Here is a 19,342-nt window from a genome sequence, read left to right on the forward strand (position 1 = left end):
ATTGTCTGTTTCCGGGTTTGTCATGTCCTTAAATTCACTTATTTAGAAACATTATACTTCTAATAAAACCGCTTTACTGTAGAACCTCTTCAGGCCTTACCAAGCTTGTTTTATTTACGGTTGCGTTTAAAGGTTCTGGAAAACAGCACACCCAGAAAGGCTCCGTAGAGGGTGCTGTTCAATGGTTTCGAGCTGATGAGGCAAGTACCATCGCATCCGTAGAAATAATAAAACAAATAGCCTAGTGTACCTCCTGCCACAGCGGCAGTTGCCAGTTTGGAAACTGCCCTGAGATTGTCCTTTGTTAATCGCATTGGCCTTTCTTATAAAGTCAGTACTGCAGTGCGCAGCATGATTATCAAAGTTACAAGTTTGGGCAGACTTAAACTGTGACGTAAGTCACAAAGGTACATTCCCCAGTTAAAGTGCTTATCTATCAAAGTGTTAATAAGTGAATAAAAAGGAGGCATGATAGGGTGCGGCAGGTACTGATGAAAAACATACTATTCCTCTTAACCCTGCGTCCTGCCTGCACGCCTTTGAGAAGTGATACTTTAGTAAATACCAAGGGTAGGGTAAAACCACTTACCTCAGGGCAAAGATCGGTTCACATAAAGTATACTTTGGATCAGAGCAAACTAACTCTTCACACCTAATTTCTTCAGAATATCCTCCAGCAAACACCACTGCGTTAGGGAAGACTGCAGCAGGTTGGCCCCCACAAAGGCGGTAAACCACAACCAGTTAATGTTCACGTAAATAGCCAGAACTAGGCTTACAAGTATAAATGTTCCGGCAAAGGCGCGTATCATTCTGTTTCTCATGTTTCTATAGTTTATTGGTTAGATATGTCTTTCGATGTCCACTACCACCACCCTTATCGGGTTGTTGGTTTCTAACTTGTTGTTAAACTCCTTCACCAGCTCAAAAAAGCTGTCTATTTTCTCGGGTTCGGTGAACGAGAAAAACATTAGGGATTCGTTACCACCTTTCTCACCCGGAAACCAGCTGAGGGTGGCGATAACGGAACTGGCATTCTTAAAGCCATCGATTTCTGTTCTGCTGAAAACTTCAATATTGGCTTTTTTAAATAGGGTCAGGATTTCCTTCTGGAACTCCGAAACCGATGTGACGATGAGTAATTTCATGTTTTTGGAAGTATGCCCGGAAGACTTTCACCTTCCGGGCATTTGTTAGTTATGGTTTTTCTTTTCGATCATGTAATACACCAGTGGCACTACCAGCAGGGTGAGTACCGTAGAGGCGATGGTACCGCCCATCAGGGAGATGGCAAGGCCCTGGAAGATAGGGTCAAACAGGATCACGAAAGCTCCGATCACCACCGTTCCGGCGGTTAGTAGGATAGGAGTGGTCCGAACGGCACCGGCCTCAATCACGGCCTGTTTCAGTGGTATGCCTTCCTCCAGGCGCAGGTCCACAAAATCTATCAGCAGCACCGAGTTGCGCACCATGATACCGGCCAGCGCGATCATACCTATAAAGGATGTGGCGGTGAAGAAGGCCCCCATGATCCAGTGCCCCAGGATGATGCCCACCATGGAAAGCGGAATGGCCACCATCATCACAATAGGCGTTTTATAGTTCTGAAACCAGCCCACGATCAGGATGTAGATGATGAAGATGACCCCGGCAAAGGCAATACCCAGATCCCGGAACACGTCCAGTGTGATTTGCCATTCGCCGTCCCACTTCACGGTAAAGTCGTCTTCGTAGGCAGGCTGCTGGCTGTAGAGCTCGTTTATACTATAGCCGCGCGGAAGGTCTATTGCTTTCAGCTTTTCCTCCATACCCAGGATGGCGTACACCGGGCTCTCCAGTTCTTCGGCCATGTCGGCCATCACGTATACCACCCGCTTCTGGTTTTTCCGGAAAATGCTCTTGTCCCTTGTTTCCTCCTTCACCTGCACCAGGTCGCCTATACTTACCATGTGGCCGGTCTGGGAAGCGATCTTTAATTGGGAAATGTCGCTGAGAGATGACTTATCCTGCTCGTTCATGGCCAGCACAATGCCCGCACGCTGCGTAGCATCTTCGTTGTACAGGTAGCTGATAGCCCGTTCGCCCATGGCCGAGTTCATACTATACACGATCTGCTGGGGGGCGATGCCATAGCGCATGGCTTTCTCCTTGTCAATCTCAAATTTGTACTCTGTCTGGTCTGCCTCCACCATCCAGTCTACATCTACTACATCGCTGGTGCTGTTGAGGATTTTCTGCAGGCTGTCTGCTATGGCGATCTGCGTCTGGTAATCGGGGCCGTATACTTCCGCCACTATAGTTGAAAGCACGGGCGGGCCTGGCGGCACCTCTACAATTTTGACGTTTGCGTTATACTTGCCTGCGATGTTCTGTATTTCAGGGCGCAGCAGTTTGGCAATGGCATGGCTGGCCTCGCTTCGTTCGGCTTTGTCCTTTAAATTTACCTGGATATCGGCTGTGTTGCTGGAGCCGCGCAGGTCATAGTGCCGCACCAGTCCGTTAAAGGTGATGGGGGCGGAAGTGCCCACATAGCTTTGGTAGCTTACCACCTCAGGCCGCTGAGACAGGTACTGGCCGATTTCCCTTGATACCACGGCGGTGCGCTCCAGCGTCGTTCCTTCCGGCATGTCGATCACCACCTGAAACTCGTTCTTGTTATCAAAAGGAAGCATTTTTACCGCTACAGATTTGGTGAAGAACAAACCCAGAGACGCGATTAAAAGCAGGGTGGTAGTGCCCAGAAAAGCCCAGCGAATTTTGGCATTCTCAATCAGCGGTGTCTCAAACTTGTTGTATAGTTTGTAGATCAGCGAGTCTTCTACCCGAACTTCTTTCTCCTCAGCCTTTTTCCCGTTTTTCTTTTCTTTCTCCTGCAGGAAGATCATCCCCAGGTATGGTGTAATGGTTAAAGCCACAAACAGCGACAGGATCATGGCGATAGAGGCACCGATTGGCATGGGACTCATGTAAGGACCCATCAGGCCGCTTACAAAAGCCATGGGCAACACAGAGGCGATCACCGTGAAGGTAGCAAGTATGGTAGGGTTGCCCACTTCATTGATGGCATACAAGGCTGCTTGCTTAAAAGGCAGGCGCTTCATCTTAAAGTGCCGGTGCATGTTCTCGGCGATGATGATGGAATCGTCTACCACGATACCTGTTACAAAAACAAGGGCAAACAGCGTGATGCGGTTAAGCGTGTAGTCTAGCAGGTAGTAGCTGAGCAGCGTAAGGGCAAATGTGATGGGCACTGACAGGAACACCACCAGGCCGCCGCGCCAGCCCATCGCCAGCATCACCACAAAAGTTACAGCCACAATAGCGCCTATCAGGTGCAGCAGCAGTTCCGATACTTTGTGCGATGCCGTCTCGCCATAGTTACGGGTAACCTCAACGTGTACACCATCCGGTATCAGGCTCATTTTCAGGTGTTCTACTTTAGTCAGGATCACATCGGCCAGTTTCATGGCATCTGCACCCTTTATTTTGGCTACCGAGATGGTTACCGCCGGGTACTCAGAAGTATAACCGTTTGGTGATTCGGTGCCTTTGCCGTAGCCAAAGGTTACATACTCTTTCGGGATCTCGGGGCCATCCTGCACCTGCGCAATTTGCCTTAAGTATACTGGCTGTCCGTGCTGCGTTCCAACGATAAGGTTCTCCACATCATCAGCAGACTCCAAAAAGCTGCCTGTGTTCACCACAAACTCCACGTCGTTTCGGTTAAAGTTTCCGGACGAAAGCTGCTGGTTGCTTGCCTGTATCTTCTGGGTTACGCCCAGGAAATCAACACCGCTGGCAGCCATTTTGTCTTTGTCCAGCACAACGCGCAGCTGGCGGCTTCGGCCCCCGATCTTTTTGGTGATGGACACGTCCGGTACTTTTTCTATCTCGTGGGTAAGCTCATTGGCTATCTGCCGTAACTGGTAATCGTCGTAGCGTTCGCTCCACAGCGTTAGGCCAAGCACCGGCACATCGTCAATAGCGCGTGTTTTTACCAAAGGCATGGTTACACCTTCCGGCATCTGGTCCATGTGTTTCATCAGCTCGTTGTAAAGCTTAACATAAGAGCGCTCAATGTCTTCGCCCACCAGAAACTGCACCGTTACCATACCCTGCTCCTTCATGGAGGTAGCATATACATACTCCACACCCGGAATATTGGAAACCATCTTCTCCAGCGGTTTTATAACGCGCGATTCCAATTCAGTGGGGCTTGCACCGGGGTACCCGACAAAGATATCGGCCATCGGTACATCTATCTGCGGCTCTTCCTCTCTCGGGATCAGAAACGAACTATACACCCCGATCACCATGAACACGATCATGAGGAGTACCGTCAGTTTTGAATCCAGGAAGCCCTTGGCAATTTTGCCAGCTAATCCTTCTTTCATCTCAAGTATATTTTGAAGCCTTTGAAAAGGGGGTTATTTAATGGTGATGTGGGCGCCGTTGTATAGTTTGCCATCTGCCCGGGCTATGTACTTTTCATTTGCACCCAGGCCCGAAAGCACCTCCACCTCATTTCCGAAGCTTCGGCCCACGCGCACCCATCTGAGTATGGCCGTGTTTTGCTCGCTGGGCGTATAAATGCCCGTTAAATCGCCCAGCGCTACAATAGCATCAGCCGGAACCAACACGTTGTTAGGAACATTACTGTTGCTGGTCGGGAACTGCACACTGGCATACATCCCCGAAAGTACCCTGGCGTCCGTGTCATCAAGCGCTATTTTCACCAAGTATTGTCCACCCGAATGGATAGCAGAGGTGCTTATTTCGGTAACCTTGCCACTAAGGGTTTTGTCTATAGATTTTACCAGAACCTTTACAGCAGCACCTGTTTGTATAGCTGAGATTTCAGACTCTGGAACGCTGGCGGTTACCTGGTATTTGCCGGGGGCTTCTATGGAAAGGAGCGGCGCGCCGGGGTTGGCCATATCTCCTACCTCCACAAATTTGCCTGTTACCACCCCGTCAAAAGGGGCCGTTATGTTGGCATAAGCAAACTGTGCGTTGATCTCGTTTTTCATCTGCCTGGCCCCATCCAGCCTGGCTTTGGCCATTTCATAGTTAGCCGTCATATCGTCCAGTTCCTTCTGTGTGGCGCTGTTGTCGGCGAACAAAGCCTTAAACCGTTGATAGTCTTTGGCTGCATTTTCGTATGCCACAGTGGCCTCGGTTATGCCGGCATTTACCTGGGCGCGTTTGGCCTGCAGGTCTGTGTTATTAATTGAAATGAGCAGCTGCCCCTTCCTGACTTCATCTCCGATCTTAACTTTGATCCGGTTGATGTAACCCATGTTACGGGTGCTGAGCGTGGCGCTGTTTACAGCCTCCACTTTGCCGCTTGCTGTAACAAAAGTATGGTTGGTGCCGGAAGGCGATACCACCGAAACTTCCACAGCAGATTGGGCATCTGGTTTAGAAACGTGTTCTGAGCCACCGCAGCTTGATAGGAAGGTAACAGCCCCAAGTATACTCAGTATGTATAGTTTTGATTTCATGTTGATTTTATTCTATGGTTAAAAATTTCAGGTATACTTGTGCGAAGTTGTATTCAAATACTGCCTGGTAGTATTCCATTTGCTTCTGAGAAAGCTGGGTCTCCGATAGCAGCAGCTCAGTCGTTTTTTCCAGTCCCTGTTCAAACCGCTTGCTCCTGATTCTGAGTGATTCCTTCGCCTGTTCCTGGGCTAATCTGGTCAGGTTCAGCTTATTCTCAGAATCTTTGAGGGCGCGGAGGGCTCTACTGATCTCCAGTTCGTTCTGCGAAACATACTGCTCATACTCCAGCTTTGCCTTTTCGTATGCAGCCTTGCTTTTCTGTACCTGGCCGAAGCGCTTTGCCCCATCAAACACATTCCAACTGAGTTGCATGCCCACCAGGTAGCCGTTGGCATCCCCTGTAAAAAGGGCATTATCGTACAGCTCGTAGCTTCCAAAGGCGTTCAGGCGGGGCAGAAACGTCATTTTATCCGCCTGAAGCATGTCCTCGTGTGCTTCTGTGGCCAACTCCATGGCACGTATGTCTGCCCTTTGAGCTGGCACCTCCGCTGAAAACTGCTGCGGATGAGACGACAGCTGTAAAGAATCGGTAGGTCTTAGAACCACATTATCCGGCTCATCCATCAAAAAGGCGATGTAATCCGACACGTTGCTGATATTGCTTCGGGCATACTGTAGCTGGTTGTTGATCTCAGACACGCGTATTTCTACAGCCAGTACATCCGACCGTTGCAGGTAGCCCTGCTTGAAGCTGTTCTCAGCCATTTTTTTATTCGCAAGGGCCGTTTCCCGGGCTTTTTCCAGCACATCAACTGCCTTGTAGGCCAGCTGCAACTCCATGTAGGCTTTTTCTACCTCCAGCAGCATGTAGTCAATGGTTCGCGCTGCCTGTAGCTCGGTTGCTTTTACTTTGGTTTTTGCTGCCCTGCGCTGGTAAACGCCATCCAGGTTCAGCAAAGGCTGCTCCACCGCCACTTTGGTGGCGAAATTGGTGACCCGCTCAGGGTTGTTTAAGGAGTTTGGGTCAAAATCGCGTTGGGAGATGATCTCCTGATTTAATTTTGAGCCAAATGCCATCAAAGGGTTTGTGGTAGTATAGCCTGTGTGGGAAAGGGTGATGTTTGGCAGAAAAACAGAGTTGGTCTGCCTGTAGTCGGCAAGGGATTCCAAGAACTCTTGTTGCGAGATCTTGATCCCACGGTTGTGTTCCACTACTTTCTCCAGCACCTCTTCCTTGGCGACAGGTTTAATTTCCTGTGCCTGTACCAGCTTGCCCGGCAATAAAAGCAGTACAACGAAATAGAGTATCTTCTTTCTCATCTTAGTCAGTTGTTTGCGCTTTAGAAGTTTTTGAAAAACCAGTATTTCTCGGACCACCATTTAGACCAGTGGCTTAAGTGCTCCGGCGTTTTCATTTTTACTTCGGGGGTGGGGGAGGTGTAGAAGTTGCCTTCTGTGGCGCTGGCCTTACCTTTGCCATACTCAATAAAGAACTGGCCTTCGCCGTTAAAGCTTTTGTCTGGGTCCTTTCCGGCTATCTTTCTTCCGATGTTGTGGGCTACCACGGCGCCTTGCTGCTTCGCGAAAAAGCCTATTTTAGGTAACGACACGCCTATTTCCAGCGGAACGTCTGTAATGTCTCCAATGGCGTACACATCCGGGAAAGCTGTCTCCATGGTGTTCCTGTCAACATTTACCCAACCTGACTCACCAGCTAATGCGCTGTTCTGTATGGCAACCGGACTCTGTTGTTTTGGAGTATAAGCCAGCAAGTCAAATTCATACTTTTCCCCGTTGCTGAACACAAGTGTGTTTTCTGAAACGGAGATGAACTGGTGATTCGGGTAGTACTTGATCCCTTTTTGCTCCAGCAGTCCCTTCAGCTCATCAGACAGCTCTTTACCTGCAAATTCCATGGGCCCACCTTCCGGCGTGAACAGACTGATCTCAGTTTTGCTGCTCAGGCCACTCCTGGCAATAAAGTCATCTATCAGCATGGCTGCCTCATAAGGAGCTGCCGGGCTCTTGAAGGGGAGAGAGGAAATCAAAATAGCAATTTTACCGCCATCAAACTTCTCCAGGTTTTCGTTGAATTTGGTAGCCCCTTTAACTGTGAAAAAGTTGTGGCCATATGCGGCTAGCGGCTGCTCGTAAACTTGTTCAACCCCCAGCGAGACCACCATATAGTCGCCTTTGTATACCTCGCCATTAACGGTAACCGATATGTTCTCAGGGTCTATCTTTTCAATTTCTCCCTTAATGACCTTTAGCCCCGGTGCATCTAATTTCCTGATGTTTTCATAGATCTGGTTAGGTTTTCTGCTGCCCACCATAAGCCATGGCAAAGAAGGGGAGTAAAGGCTCTTTTCCTCTTTTTCGAATACAATGATTTCCAAAAGGTTGATGCCTTCCTCATTGCCGCTGTTCTTGCTGAGTTCTCTGGCTGTTACTACACCGCCTGTTCCGGCACCCAAGACTAATATCCTTTTCATGATCTAATTGATTTATAGTGTTACACATTCCCGCACAAGCCCCCTGCAAATTCATTGTTATACTTAAGAGACGCCCTTCACCAGGTGGGGAGGCTTGGCCAGTTTTTATGATGACAAAGGAAGAGGGTAAGGGAGCGGATGTTTGTAACTATAGTCACACTCAAAAATGACATTCGTCATGTTTGAAGCATTTGGGAGGGTGGTAGAGCTTCCCCTTCCGCTGTAGCTCGGGCGCTGGAGAGGTATAACATGATTCTGCTCAAACGCTACCGCAGGAAAATGGCCTTTAAGCGCTATATGCCAAAGACATTCTTCGGGTGAGGGTTCAGATGGATGTTTGCAAGATTGACACCGGCATTTATCAGTACATGGCTATTGCTGACTTCAGCCGCTCCTCGGGCCTGCTTCTGAGCGAGCTAGGCCGGGTGCTGCTCTCCCCAGGCAAGGCCCCGGCGTGCACTGAGAGGCTGTCCAATCTTTCGAGGAGCAAGGAGTGGCCTTCGGAGATAATTGCCGACCACCTCACGGATGGGGCCCAAAAGTTTGTGGAGGGGCGACAAGGCCTCCTCGCGGCTCTCGCTGCTGCTCTGGGCAGGTGGAGCAGGCCTTCCGCTTCAACAAGGCCGAGATGGGCATGGAGTCCTGCAGGCTCTGGTTCTGAGGCAACAGGGTGAGGCTGCTGCAGGTAGTGCCCCTGGTCTACGCCTTCCTGCTCTCCCTACTGTGGGAAGCGGTCTCCATACTGCTTAGACAGGGGTGCCATAAAACAGGAAAGCGGTGCAGGAACACGCCCACACCGCTTTACCGCATCCGGTTGGCCCTGGCCAACTGCTGGAATTTACTCTTTTTAGCCCAGAGTCAAACTCTGGCATGACTCATGTTTTTGTTTAATATCGGATTGTGTTGTTTTAAGGACTTATTTGCCGATGCAGAATTTGCAAATAGGTTAGTAATGAATTTGTTATGTGTTTAAAGTAACAAGAGGGTAACAAAAGTTCTTTCAATCTAAAGCTTGACATCCTAAATACATCTAATCATTGTGAGTAATTTAATTCATTATTAATGGTCTAAAAAGACAAAACAGGCGCTGAGGCAAGTCGATAGGGAGTTTTTCAAGTGTTTTATTAATCTTGGGTTCCTATAAGGTTTTTAAACTATTATTCTATAGTCATTGAAGCTAATTATGATCAGGTTGGTCCTTCAGCAGAAATATGGTTATATTGGTAAAAAGACCAGTTCTGTATACTAATAATTAGTACGATGACTAATAAATTAAAAATGGTTAAAGGGTTGTGGCTGTTTGGCCTTCATGAAACCTTTTGCCCCAACGGTTAAAACACCAATGCGTGAGCTATTTACCAACTTCAAGTAACGTTTTAGTTAAATCTAAAATTTATATCTATTGTGACTGCAAAGCTTGACAAAATCATTTACAACATTTTGAATGGATTTGAAGACCTTAACTTAACTAAGATTTTAATTAATACTTAATTTCTTTACCTTTACCCTTATACGCCGTTCACATCTCGCGCCTAACTGCGGGCACACATATATCTGCAGTGTTTTTTAACATTTTAGGTGTTCTAATAATGTAAGAAGCAGGTTGGTGATGAGAGAATGGCGTATTTTTTTTAACTCTTCCTATAGATGCTTTCCAAAATCAACGAATGCTGGATTTGCTTATTCAGTAGCCAATTCGTTTCCCAGTCCTTAGGGTAAATAATTGTCTCTTTAAATCTTACAGTTACCACAGCTGACCTCATATCATCAAAATCAACATTTTTATATACAAAAGATACTTTTCTTTTAATTACTTCAAAATGCTCATTAGGGGCTTGTTTTTTGTCGTCAGTTGATTCTGTGGTTTCAATATAATGAGGTATGTGCTTAAGAAAGGTAGGTACATGAGGCAGCAGTGTCAGACTATCTTTTATATGAGTTTTGTTCTTACTAGCCCTTGTTAGATGCTTTAGAACATAGTTTGATATTTCAACATTAACAAAATCAGTTTTATGAACCCCTTTTATTTTTTTTAATTTTTTCTTAGCATGTTTCCTGGCGTCCGATACAAGTGATACCTTTTTTAAATTAATGATTGGCATTTTTTTTCTCTGTTTGTAAGCGAGAAATGACAATCGGTCAATTTCGAATATAGCTTCTGGCCTTAACTTATGATTTTTTGATAGTCTTAAATATGTACTAGGTGTGTCAGCCTTGATAAACTTCCAGTAAACCTCGGGCTTATTCAGAGGATTTACCCACACCAATAAGGCAGGCAAGTTCATGTTCTGCCATTTCTTTATATGTGTATCCTTGATATTTTGCATTACCCATTCAGACCTAGTTTTATGCCACCTAGCATAACTCTTACCAGTCTTAACCTGGAATGCTAGTTTCCTTGTGGTTTGGGTGCCAAAAGGTGTTGGATAGCTTAAATCTAAATCCATAGCTGCAGTTCCTTCGCCTCTTAAAGTTAACTTCTGAACTTCGCCATTAAAGATTATTGATAACAAGTTTCCTACTAGTGCTTCACCTAAAGCTCCTTTGTCATATTTGATAAAGTGCATAATGGGTTTCTTATTTTTTCTATTGGGTATACATCTATTACGTTATTGCTATATATGAACTTATAGCTAACCTTACCAATAATTATTTCTAAATTTAGAATAAGCTCGTACAGAGAGTAGAGTTTAATTTGAAATAAACCTATAAAAAACATATGTGCGGCAGATACTCCGTTATTCCCAAATCCATCAAGTTAACTCTAAGGTGGCAAAGCTCTTTGAAAATCACCTGAAGGAAGCACACTATAACGCGGCTCCTAGATCAGGCTGGCTTGCTTATGATTGAGTAGCATTAGAGGTGCTGGTTCATTAAAGAATGCAGCTGTAATACATTAAATAATATATTTTAATATTTATATCTATATTTAGCAAATTAGGGCTTCAAACGCTAAGTATTCTTTAATTACAATAGCCTACACATTAGTATATATTGTCGCCGCAAAAGCCTGAAATCAATACAGTAAATAAGCTTTATACAAGAATATGCAACTTGAGTCCACTACAATAAAACTCTATGCTGCTACAGCAAAGACAGATATTTCGGTTTTACCTTCAATCGCTCAGGCGGAAGAGTACTTAAAGGAATCCTACGAGGGCCGCTACTTATTTGAACTTCTGCAAAATGCTGTTGATGCAAGTAGAGTTGCTGGCGAAAAAGGAGGAAAGGTTAAAATTGAGTTGCTAGACAGAGTATTGAGAGTTTACAACACAGGGAAAGCTTTTGATGAGAATGGGGTGACTAGCGTGTGCCGGATTGGGCAAAGCGAGAAGCAAGGGCAAGACTATATTGGTCATAAGGGTATTGGATTCAAAGCAGTTAGGGAAGTAACAAACAACCCAGTAATAAGAACAGAATTTGGTTCGGTTGTTTTTAATAAATCACATACTCTAAGGGATGAAAATTTTGCTTATTTAGAAGAGGAAAACATTCCATTGTTTTTCTTTCCACATTATAGTCCAGAGAAGATTGAAGCTAGTCCTGAAGGTTATGTTACACTTATAGAACTGCCATTAAAGGAAGAAGTGGATACCACGAAGCCCGACGAAGATTTCGAAGAGATAGACGAGGAACAAATAGTGCTTCTCGGAAACTTAGCAAATTTAACATATTCATCAGAGGAGTGCGAAGCGTTTTATTTTATCAAAAAGCGTAAGGGAGGGATAATTGAGGTGCATAGCCATGATGGGAGTACCTACTTTACGGACTTGTCTCCGAGTCGTAAAGTAAAAATCCCTCAAAGTGTGCTTGAAAAACTGGACAAGCGGGAACGGAAGACATTTGAGAACGACCCTACTGTAGAAATTAAGTTAATTCTAAAGCTGGGTGAAAAGAAGCAATTTAAACCGGTAGAAAATGCTAACTTTTATCTATTCTATCCTCTTGAGAAAGAGTCTGGATTTACTTTTCTCATCCACAGCTATTTCACAGTTACACCCGACAGAAAAGGCTTCAGAGATACTGCTCTCAATGATTTTCTGTTAGGGGAAATAGCAAAATACATATCTGTGGGCCTTGTAGAAAAACTAAAGAGAGACTTTTCCCAAGATGTGCTTAAGATATTATGCTACCATAGGGTAGCAGACAAGAAATTAGAGTCCTTTTATAACATAATTAAGGAAAACTTACGCAAGAGCCAATTTTTATACGACAGAATAACGGGTTTATTTTATCAGCCTAAAGAGGTTATTATAGCTGATGAATGTGATGAGGAACTTTTCCCAGATGGCACATTTATAAATAGGCGGCTTATTTTCGTAGACAACAAGGAGGTTCGTAATTGGCTAAAAGACGAGCTCAATATCGAATATCTTAGCCTAGACTTCATAAAGGAGCATATTGAACAGGAATGCAAGCTGCGAAAAGGCGACATTGAATTCTTTAAAAACCTCTATCGGTACATCTCTGAGCAAAATTTAAATCTTACAGGGAAGAAGATTATCCTTGCTGACGGGCATCATCTGTACACTAGTAATGATGAAGTATTTTATGAAGGGAACAAAAAGGATTTAGTTCTTTCGTCTTCTATTAAAAGAAAGATACGCTTCCTCCATCGCTCCATTATAATCGATAACTCTAAAGTTGCTAGGGAGCGAATAGGGCTAATACAGTACAGCCAACGGGAGTTGTTGAGCAAACTTTGTAGTCTTTTCAGTGACAGGAGTATTGCTAACAGAGACATCGTAGAGGCTATTTTCCAGTTAAGGATAGAGCGAAGTGATATAGATGAACATAGGGATGAGATCTTGCTTCCTTATTACGATAATGAGGGTATTCTAAAATGGGCTAATCCGCTTTATTCCCCTATCTACATTGAGTCACAGAAGCTAAACGTACTCTACCCCAGTGGAAAGTATGTTGCAATTGACTTATTTGCCAGTAGTCACGACGAGCAAACCGCATGGGCTGAATTCTTTCTGAAACTAGGCGCATGGGACAGGCCAGCTATTTACATAATGAACAAAGTGTATTCTTTGTCCAGACAGGATGAACGAAATGAGGCATTTGTCTCTCTGACAGGTCGATACACACGCCCATTTCAAATCCAGTTTGATTATACCTTAGACTTCCCTGAAGTTTTAAACAGAGATTTTTCGGAATATATTCAGAGGAACTGGAAGCATTATGTTGACTTCTTTTCTAATCAGTTCCATCCTCGGACTAAATGCAGATCAAAGCAATCAACAGACTGGCGCAGGTTAAATGTGTCGGAGAGGTTTCAAAACTCTTCATTCCTAAAAATTTTAAAAGAGAACGCTTGGATTTTAATACCTAACGCAGATCAACCGCTTCCTCCGTCAGATGTGATAGGTATTGAAACGTCAGACTATCGCAAAAACAGTGCTAGTGTACTGCGGCAGTATTTTAACTTATTGCCTAGGAGTTTCCATGAGCAGAAGGATTTCTTTTCTAGTTTAGGAATTCTACACCTGAATGACTTAATACTTTCCAATTATTCAAAAATACTGCAGCACTTATCAAAAAAGTATGTGGAGCCTGTGAATGACAAAGACTTTGAGAGTGCTTGCCACAGGGTTTTTAACCTTTTGTTTGAGGTATATGCCTACCATAGTGACAAGAAAGACGATAGACTTAATGTATTTAAGGATATTGCTTTTTTAGCGTTCGAAGTGACAACGAACCGCTATGTATGGAAACAAGCGAAGGATATCATCTATATAGACAACAAATTCTTGTTTGGACGACTGCCTGCTTCGATAAAAGCCAGTATTTCACCTGTTTTTACGCTCAGAGACAAGAATACATTTGGACAGATAGCTAGCAAAATTGGGGTTGTGCTGTCGAAGTCATTATCAAAATCAACTGTACGTACTGCGCCTCTTAGGGAGTCGGTTATCAAGAACGAGTTCAGGTTTATACCGGAGCTACTCGCTTTTGTAGAGGATATAATTGAAAGGCCATTAACTGAGGATGAGGTCAAGAAGGTTGCTGAAGCAAAGGTCTGTGAACAAAAGGAAGTAATAGTAAAATACCAGTTAAATCTTCCCAGCACTGTTGAGGGTTTTGAGTCTACTGAGATGTATTCTGTAGAGGCTGAAAACAAAGACTATGCTTTACTATATGCCGGACAGGCTATTTATAACCTTAGGGAATTAGCCGGCATGCTTGCAGAACTGATAGAGGCTGTTATAGATAAAGAGGTAAAAAGATTGGGACAGCAAATACATGTTTTCCTCGAAAAAAACTCTAAAGACGAACTCTCATCTTATCTTGAGGATAATGATATTACAAGAGAGAGAATAGCAAGCATAAGTCAGATTACATACGACCATGTACTTGATCCCAAGGCTGCGTTTTGGATTTCAGTTGCTTCTGCCTTAAGTGTTCATAAACAGCATGTGGATCAAGAGTTTGATTTAGAAAGTTTTTTAAAGCAATTTGATAGTACAAAGTATGAAAACCTGTCAGAGATAGCAGCAGGAATAAGCTACGATGATCTCTTAGATCCTCATAATATTCCTTATATGAAAAGCCTCCTGCAGCTACTACAAATAACGCTGCATGAATACAATCAAAGTGCGATCCAACAGATATCCTTTAAAAGGTACTATGTAGATAAATTAAATACACTGAAGACCAGTTGTTTAAACGGGTTCAAAAAAGTGCTTTGGAATTATATGCAAGGTAAATCCGGTAACGAAAAGGAACAGTATGTTGATTTAGTAAATGCCTACAAAGGAATGACTTTTCTAATAGAACAGGACTTTTTAGAAAGTGAAACGAAGTTTTTTCTCCAGGCAACGGAAGAAAGTTTCCCTTACTTACAAGGTTTAGAGTCAATAATCACTCCAACAGATGGCTCTGAGTTAATTGAGGAAAAGTATTACTTGCATAAGGAGGGGTTAAAAAATAAGCTAAAGGACAAGGAGCTAGGGGATTTTAACCTTGATACATTTTTACGAAACAGTAGTAAAAACAGAAGCTTGCTGTACTTTAATGAAATTGATGAGCTGCTAAAAAGAATATATAAGGAATCCATGGCCTCGACCTTTACAGCAAGCACTTCTCATGTATCAGAGAAAGATAATGCTTTGGAAGGAGATGATTTTGACATAGAGGAATACATAGTAAACTTGGCCCAAACTCAAGGTAAAAAGGAGTCAAGTAAGAACACAAGTGGGGGGCATAACGGTAAAAATTTTGACGGTGCATATAAAAATCCAAAGTTAGAAGAAGCAGGCTATCAAGGGGAACTACTAGTTTATAAGAAGCTTAAGGCAAAGGGGCTGTCTGTGAGTTGGGTTTCAAGAAATGCATACCGTGCTAAAGTTAACCCTGAAGGCTCTGACCACTACGGTTATGATTTGGAGTATATAAATCCTGCTACAGGAAGAACTAAATATGTCGAGGTCAAAGCTTCTAGCTACGCAAACAAAACCTTCACGATTACAAGATCAGAGTTACAAAGGGCCTTAGAGAAAGGTGAAGACTATTCAATTGTTTACGTGGAGAATGTATTTGATAAAAGTAAGAGAAGGTATTACGATTTGGGAAACATATTTAGACTAAATCCCGGAGAGGATTTTATGAACAACTCAAGGTTCAGGACAGTTAATGAAACTTTTAACATTACTCTTTTTTAGGTTTTAAAAAATTGTTGGCATACAGCTGTAGTGGATGATTAATTCGAAAATGCAGAAATGGATTTTACAAAATGCGAAACTTGATTATGCTAAATATTAAGGGAATATAGGTTTTATTATAGAAACAGAAGTGAAAAAAGCTGTAAAAAGTATAAACAGAAGGTAGCGTACTGAATATCTAGAGCTTTACTAGCTAAAGCAGGAGCATCATCAGAGTGAACAAAGCCGTTTTAAACAAAGGGGAGTGTAATTTAAACTATGTCATTTCTACATTTCTATTTACTGGTCCTGTTGGTGTACTGGTGTGAATTCTTACAGAAACAGGACCAAACATTTGAAGTGTATCTCACCTGGAGTCCAGCTGTCTCCATCCCCGATTCTGAGTGAGAGCTGCTGGCCATTTAGCTCTCCAATTAGAGGCTTCATGACACAACTTTTGTTAATATTCTGGTGAGACAGGTAAATCAACTTCAGCAGGTCCATCTCCGAGTCCAGTTCAGCTTTTAGTAAGTACTTTAGCTAATGACAGAAGGCAAGCCTGTCGCTCAAAGATCCTTCAAGGAACTACGGCTCAGCCTTTTCAATATTGACTGTTAAGGTCACATTGCGACTCCATTGACACAAATTTAATTTAAAGCCTAATTTGCAAATATGCCTATGATAAATGGTTCGGACTCAGATTCGATCCATTATTTTTACTGTATTCTACTGTTAGTAACCATAATAATTTGAACTCTTTTTCAATATGAGAGTCTCTTTATCAACGCCGTCTAGAAGTTCGTCTTGTCGCTTTACCGTCGGGTCGTACCAGTCTGCCTTCTCATTTGCCCAATCAACCCAATGGTTCACTTCTTCCGTTAAAGTATCCGAAGAAATGGCTTGTTGCTTTACACCACTAATGTAATCCCGCAGCATTTGGGCATCGCGCCACTGCTTTGCTAGCTGCAACAGCTTTTTAAAGCGTATGAGTTCTTTTTCCTGACGTTGCTCTAATTCATACTGAATACGCTGCCGAATTCTGCGTTCTTCAGCTGCCTTTTCGCTTGCAATTCTCTGCTCTTTCCTTTCTTTCGCCTTCAGTTCCAGACTTGCTAAGATGAGAGATAGCCTTTGCTCAACAGGAAGCTTCCCGTCTTTCCACTCCTTTGCGCTATAGCCATTTCCCATCTTAAATATCAAAATTCCACTAGGAGTATCTTCTGCACTGCTTCCATACTTACTCGGCACCATTTTTCTATTAAGCTTTTCCCGTACAAGAACTTCAATTTTCTCTTCTCGGATCACCACGTAGGTTGTATGACTTTGTACTTGCACGAAATGGCCTCTGGCACGCAACGCCTTAATGAACGTATTCATAAAGCGTAATGCTCTGGGAAGCACATTTATGGAAACGTTTATGTCCAAGAAGCCGGATGAATTTGAAACAATGTTCTCGTAGTTATACTTCCTGTTGTTGCTTTCGATGTTCTCTCTTGCTGCTGTAATTAGCGTATCAGGATTAGTGAGCTTAGCAGGTACATGAATCAATGATTTTAATTCATTTTCTATTTCAAGTTGTAACAATACGATGGGAGAGTCCGCCACTTGGTTAGTTCCTCTTCCGGTTGAGTATTTAGCTAAGTCTACTTCTGATTCCCCATTATATTCGCTGGGTAACGGGATAACCGTTACTTTTTTACCTGTCCTAACCTTTTGCCAATGACCAGACCTTGGGGTAGGTATTGCTAAGCTTTGGCAAACCTTCCTTAATTCAATATCCGACAGCTGGTATCTTTTTGCCAGATGTACCATAGGCTCAGTCCATACTAACTTATATAGATCTTGTCTTGTTAACAGAACTTTATCCATAGAATGAATATCAAAAAACCTTTCAATTTTAGTTAGGTTATTTTAAATAGTAAGGACTAGAATGCCTATAATTTTTTAAACTGTTGATATTATGCGTTAACTTCTAAAACTTAAAGTTTGCATAATCATCTTTAAAGTAATAACCTTAAATGATTTATAGTATCAAAAACAGTTATAAAGTTTAACTTAATATACTAGGGTAAATAAGTCTTGGTAATAAATATAACTCAATTGTTTCTTTTCAATAAATCCAATCGGATTTAAAACCAATATTATTTGCCATTTGCATAAGTGGTCGTATCGACTCACCTAATTTTATTTCAAACATTTCCTTGGTAATTGTAGTCAAGCCTGAGAAGTCTTGTCCAAACAGGATTAAGTAATCTTCTAATAGGCTGTCTTTCTTAGGAATATTGTTCTCTAAGAGAAAGGAGAAAGCACTGTATTGCCGGGAACTCAAAGCAGGAAAATAGTTTGAGATTGACGGTAGGGAGTTTCCCTTAGAGGAGTTCACATGTTTCGGTATTGGCAGTAAATTCCACAATAAGTCATGGGTAACATAACTCCATGGAACAAAATGATCGATAGAAAATTTAGAAGGCGCTACTATCGCAGATGAGTAAGGGCAAGTATAAGTTGGGTTTTGGTGCAAATACAATTTCCAGAATGAAGTTGCCTGGCTAAGATTTCTGCTTTGAGGGCGGAATAGCTTTTCAGATAGTCCAGGTACATGGGGATTATGCTTTTGCAAGAACCGCACAAGTTCAAAGTAGGTGAAACCTCTAAGGGTATGGAGGTGCCGCTGTAAATAAGAAACCCAAAGTGGGTGTAGCTCAACGCTCGCATCCTGATCATGATAGCGATACATCACCCTGCCATGGGTAGTGCTGAACAGGTGATCTGCTATTCCAGGGGTAGCCCGGTCCCCTTGGTGGTCGCTAAGACCTTTTAAGACTTCCGAGATAAAAGGCTTTTGAAAACGGTAGGGAACATACCTTACCAGTGTCTTTACTTGCTTCGTAATTATCGTAAGTTTTTCCCCTGAAACACTTTTCTTTATTTGACGGTAGAGGTTTGAGGCACCGGCTGAAGTATTAAATTGTATTTCCTTTGACAAAGTCTCGGCGATAGGCTTGAAACTATCCAGCTTCCCGAAGGATAGCTTATAGAAATCAAGCGGATACCATACCAAGGATAACATCCGCAAGGCTAAATCATCCACCTTCATGACAGCTTGGTCTGGATTCTCCTCCAACGAATCCAGGATAGCTAAAAACCAATAATATTTGTACGAGTTGGTGACGTGCCGGTATACGCCAGCCAATCGCTCAACCGGTAAAAAATTCTCTGAGGGTAATACTTGCATGGTCGTATGGCACGAAAGATACTTAAAGGCGTTCACCAAGTAAGTTACTAATAGCTAAGCTACTTGTACATAATACTTGTCCTTAACTAAAATAAGGCGCCAAAATATAAATATTTCTGCTAATTATTATGATATAGATATGGCTAAATTTATATATACCGCTTTAAACAGGTACTAATCTTAATTGTTATTTACAACATTTGTTAGATACTATATTACAGAATGAAAGATCTGACAGATGAGGAAAAAGAGCTTCTTTCAAAGCTCGGGCAACGAATAAAGGAACTTCGCATCAAGAAAGGCTACACAAACTACGAACACTTTGCTTACGAGCATGGGATATCCAGAACACAGTACGGTAGTTACGAAACAGGAGAAAATTTGAAGTTTCTAACCCTAGTAAAGGTGCTGAAAGGATTGGATGTGTCACTTTCCGAGTTTTTTTCAGAAAACTTTTAACCTAT

The 19,342-nt window shown here is 43.0% G+C and carries 12 protein-coding genes; 2 read left to right on the forward strand and 10 right to left on the reverse strand.

Features of this window, described 5'->3' with window-relative positions:
• Window positions 1-110: 110 nt before the first annotated feature.
• The 8 genes from OO017_RS15885 to OO017_RS15920 all read right to left on the reverse strand — a co-directional run bounded on the left by OO017_RS15885 (window position 111) and on the right by OO017_RS15920 (window position 10,564).
• Entirely contained in the window at window positions 111-314 is a 204-nt protein-coding gene (locus OO017_RS15885; protein WP_266053648.1) for a DUF6132 family protein, read from the reverse strand.
• Window positions 315-638: 324 nt separating this feature from the next.
• Window positions 639-824 carry a YgaP family membrane protein gene (locus OO017_RS15890; protein ID WP_266053649.1) on the reverse strand — a complete coding sequence of 62 codons (186 nt, stop codon included), beginning with the start codon at window positions 822-824 and terminating at the stop codon, window positions 639-641.
• An 18-nt stretch (window positions 825-842) separates the two neighbouring features.
• Window positions 843-1,148: a hypothetical protein gene (locus OO017_RS15895; RefSeq protein ID WP_266053650.1), complete on the reverse strand. Its 306-nt coding sequence runs from the start codon at window positions 1,146-1,148 to the stop codon at window positions 843-845.
• Between the two features lie 45 nt (window positions 1,149-1,193).
• Window positions 1,194-4,394 (reverse strand): efflux RND transporter permease subunit, encoded by a 3,201-nt coding sequence (locus OO017_RS15900; protein WP_266053651.1) that lies wholly within the window; start codon window positions 4,392-4,394, stop codon window positions 1,194-1,196.
• 33 nt (window positions 4,395-4,427) lie between these two features.
• Entirely contained in the window at window positions 4,428-5,504 is a 1,077-nt protein-coding gene (locus OO017_RS15905) for an efflux RND transporter periplasmic adaptor subunit (RefSeq protein ID WP_266053652.1), read from the reverse strand.
• A 7-nt stretch (window positions 5,505-5,511) separates the two neighbouring features.
• The gene (locus OO017_RS15910) at window positions 5,512-6,825 is read right to left on the reverse strand and encodes a TolC family protein (RefSeq protein ID WP_266053653.1); all 1,314 of its coding nucleotides are present in this window, start codon (window positions 6,823-6,825) and stop codon (window positions 5,512-5,514) included.
• Window positions 6,826-6,845: 20 nt separating this feature from the next.
• On the reverse strand, window positions 6,846-7,997 hold the full coding sequence (locus OO017_RS15915; protein ID WP_266053655.1) for an NAD(P)/FAD-dependent oxidoreductase: 1,152 nt from the start codon (window positions 7,995-7,997) through the stop codon (window positions 6,846-6,848).
• A gap of 1,631 nt (window positions 7,998-9,628) precedes the next feature.
• Complete coding sequence (locus OO017_RS15920) at window positions 9,629-10,564, reverse strand: DUF4365 domain-containing protein (protein ID WP_266053656.1); 936 nt, start codon at window positions 10,562-10,564, stop codon at window positions 9,629-9,631.
• 480 nt (window positions 10,565-11,044) lie between these two features.
• Between OO017_RS15920 and OO017_RS15925 the strand changes: the two genes are divergently transcribed.
• A complete protein-coding gene (locus OO017_RS15925) occupies window positions 11,045-15,664 on the forward strand; it encodes a protein NO VEIN domain-containing protein (protein ID WP_266053658.1) in 4,620 nt (1,539 codons plus the stop codon).
• A gap of 711 nt (window positions 15,665-16,375) precedes the next feature.
• On the opposite strand, the gene OO017_RS15930 is transcribed toward OO017_RS15925, so the two are convergent.
• On the reverse strand, window positions 16,376-17,512 hold the full coding sequence (locus OO017_RS15930) for a hypothetical protein (RefSeq protein WP_266053660.1): 1,137 nt from the start codon (window positions 17,510-17,512) through the stop codon (window positions 16,376-16,378).
• Window positions 17,513-17,753: 241 nt separating this feature from the next.
• Window positions 17,754-18,878: an HNH endonuclease domain-containing protein gene (locus OO017_RS15935; protein ID WP_266053662.1), complete on the reverse strand. Its 1,125-nt coding sequence runs from the start codon at window positions 18,876-18,878 to the stop codon at window positions 17,754-17,756.
• A 222-nt stretch (window positions 18,879-19,100) separates the two neighbouring features.
• Between OO017_RS15935 and OO017_RS15940 the strand changes: the two genes are divergently transcribed.
• Entirely contained in the window at window positions 19,101-19,337 is a 237-nt protein-coding gene (locus OO017_RS15940; RefSeq protein ID WP_266053664.1) for a helix-turn-helix domain-containing protein, read from the forward strand.
• Window positions 19,338-19,342 lie beyond the last annotated feature (5 nt).

Origin of the sequence: Pontibacter anaerobius (assembly GCF_026241195.1) — a bacterium.
Lineage (GTDB): Bacteria > Bacteroidota > Bacteroidia > Cytophagales > Hymenobacteraceae > Pontibacter > Pontibacter anaerobius.

Coding starts and splice junctions, on each gene's coding strand:
- OO017_RS15885 (WP_266053648.1), bottom strand. CDS start 314: ATGCGATTAACAAAGGACAATCTCAGGGCAGTTTCCAAACTGGCAACT.
- OO017_RS15890 (WP_266053649.1), bottom strand. CDS start 824: ATGAGAAACAGAATGATACGCGCCTTTGCCGGAACATTTATACTTGTA.
- OO017_RS15895 (WP_266053650.1), bottom strand. CDS start 1,148: ATGAAATTACTCATCGTCACATCGGTTTCGGAGTTCCAGAAGGAAATC.
- OO017_RS15900 (WP_266053651.1), bottom strand. CDS start 4,394: ATGAAAGAAGGATTAGCTGGCAAAATTGCCAAGGGCTTCCTGGATTCA.
- OO017_RS15905 (WP_266053652.1), bottom strand. CDS start 5,504: ATGAAATCAAAACTATACATACTGAGTATACTTGGGGCTGTTACCTTC.
- OO017_RS15910 (WP_266053653.1), bottom strand. CDS start 6,825: ATGAGAAAGAAGATACTCTATTTCGTTGTACTGCTTTTATTGCCGGGC.
- OO017_RS15915 (WP_266053655.1), bottom strand. CDS start 7,997: ATGAAAAGGATATTAGTCTTGGGTGCCGGAACAGGCGGTGTAGTAACA.
- OO017_RS15920 (WP_266053656.1), bottom strand. CDS start 10,564: ATGCACTTTATCAAATATGACAAAGGAGCTTTAGGTGAAGCACTAGTA.
- OO017_RS15925 (WP_266053658.1), top strand. CDS start 11,045: ATGCAACTTGAGTCCACTACAATAAAACTCTATGCTGCTACAGCAAAG.
- OO017_RS15930 (WP_266053660.1), bottom strand. CDS start 17,512: ATGGATAAAGTTCTGTTAACAAGACAAGATCTATATAAGTTAGTATGG.
- OO017_RS15935 (WP_266053662.1), bottom strand. CDS start 18,878: ATGCAAGTATTACCCTCAGAGAATTTTTTACCGGTTGAGCGATTGGCT.
- OO017_RS15940 (WP_266053664.1), top strand. CDS start 19,101: ATGAAAGATCTGACAGATGAGGAAAAAGAGCTTCTTTCAAAGCTCGGG.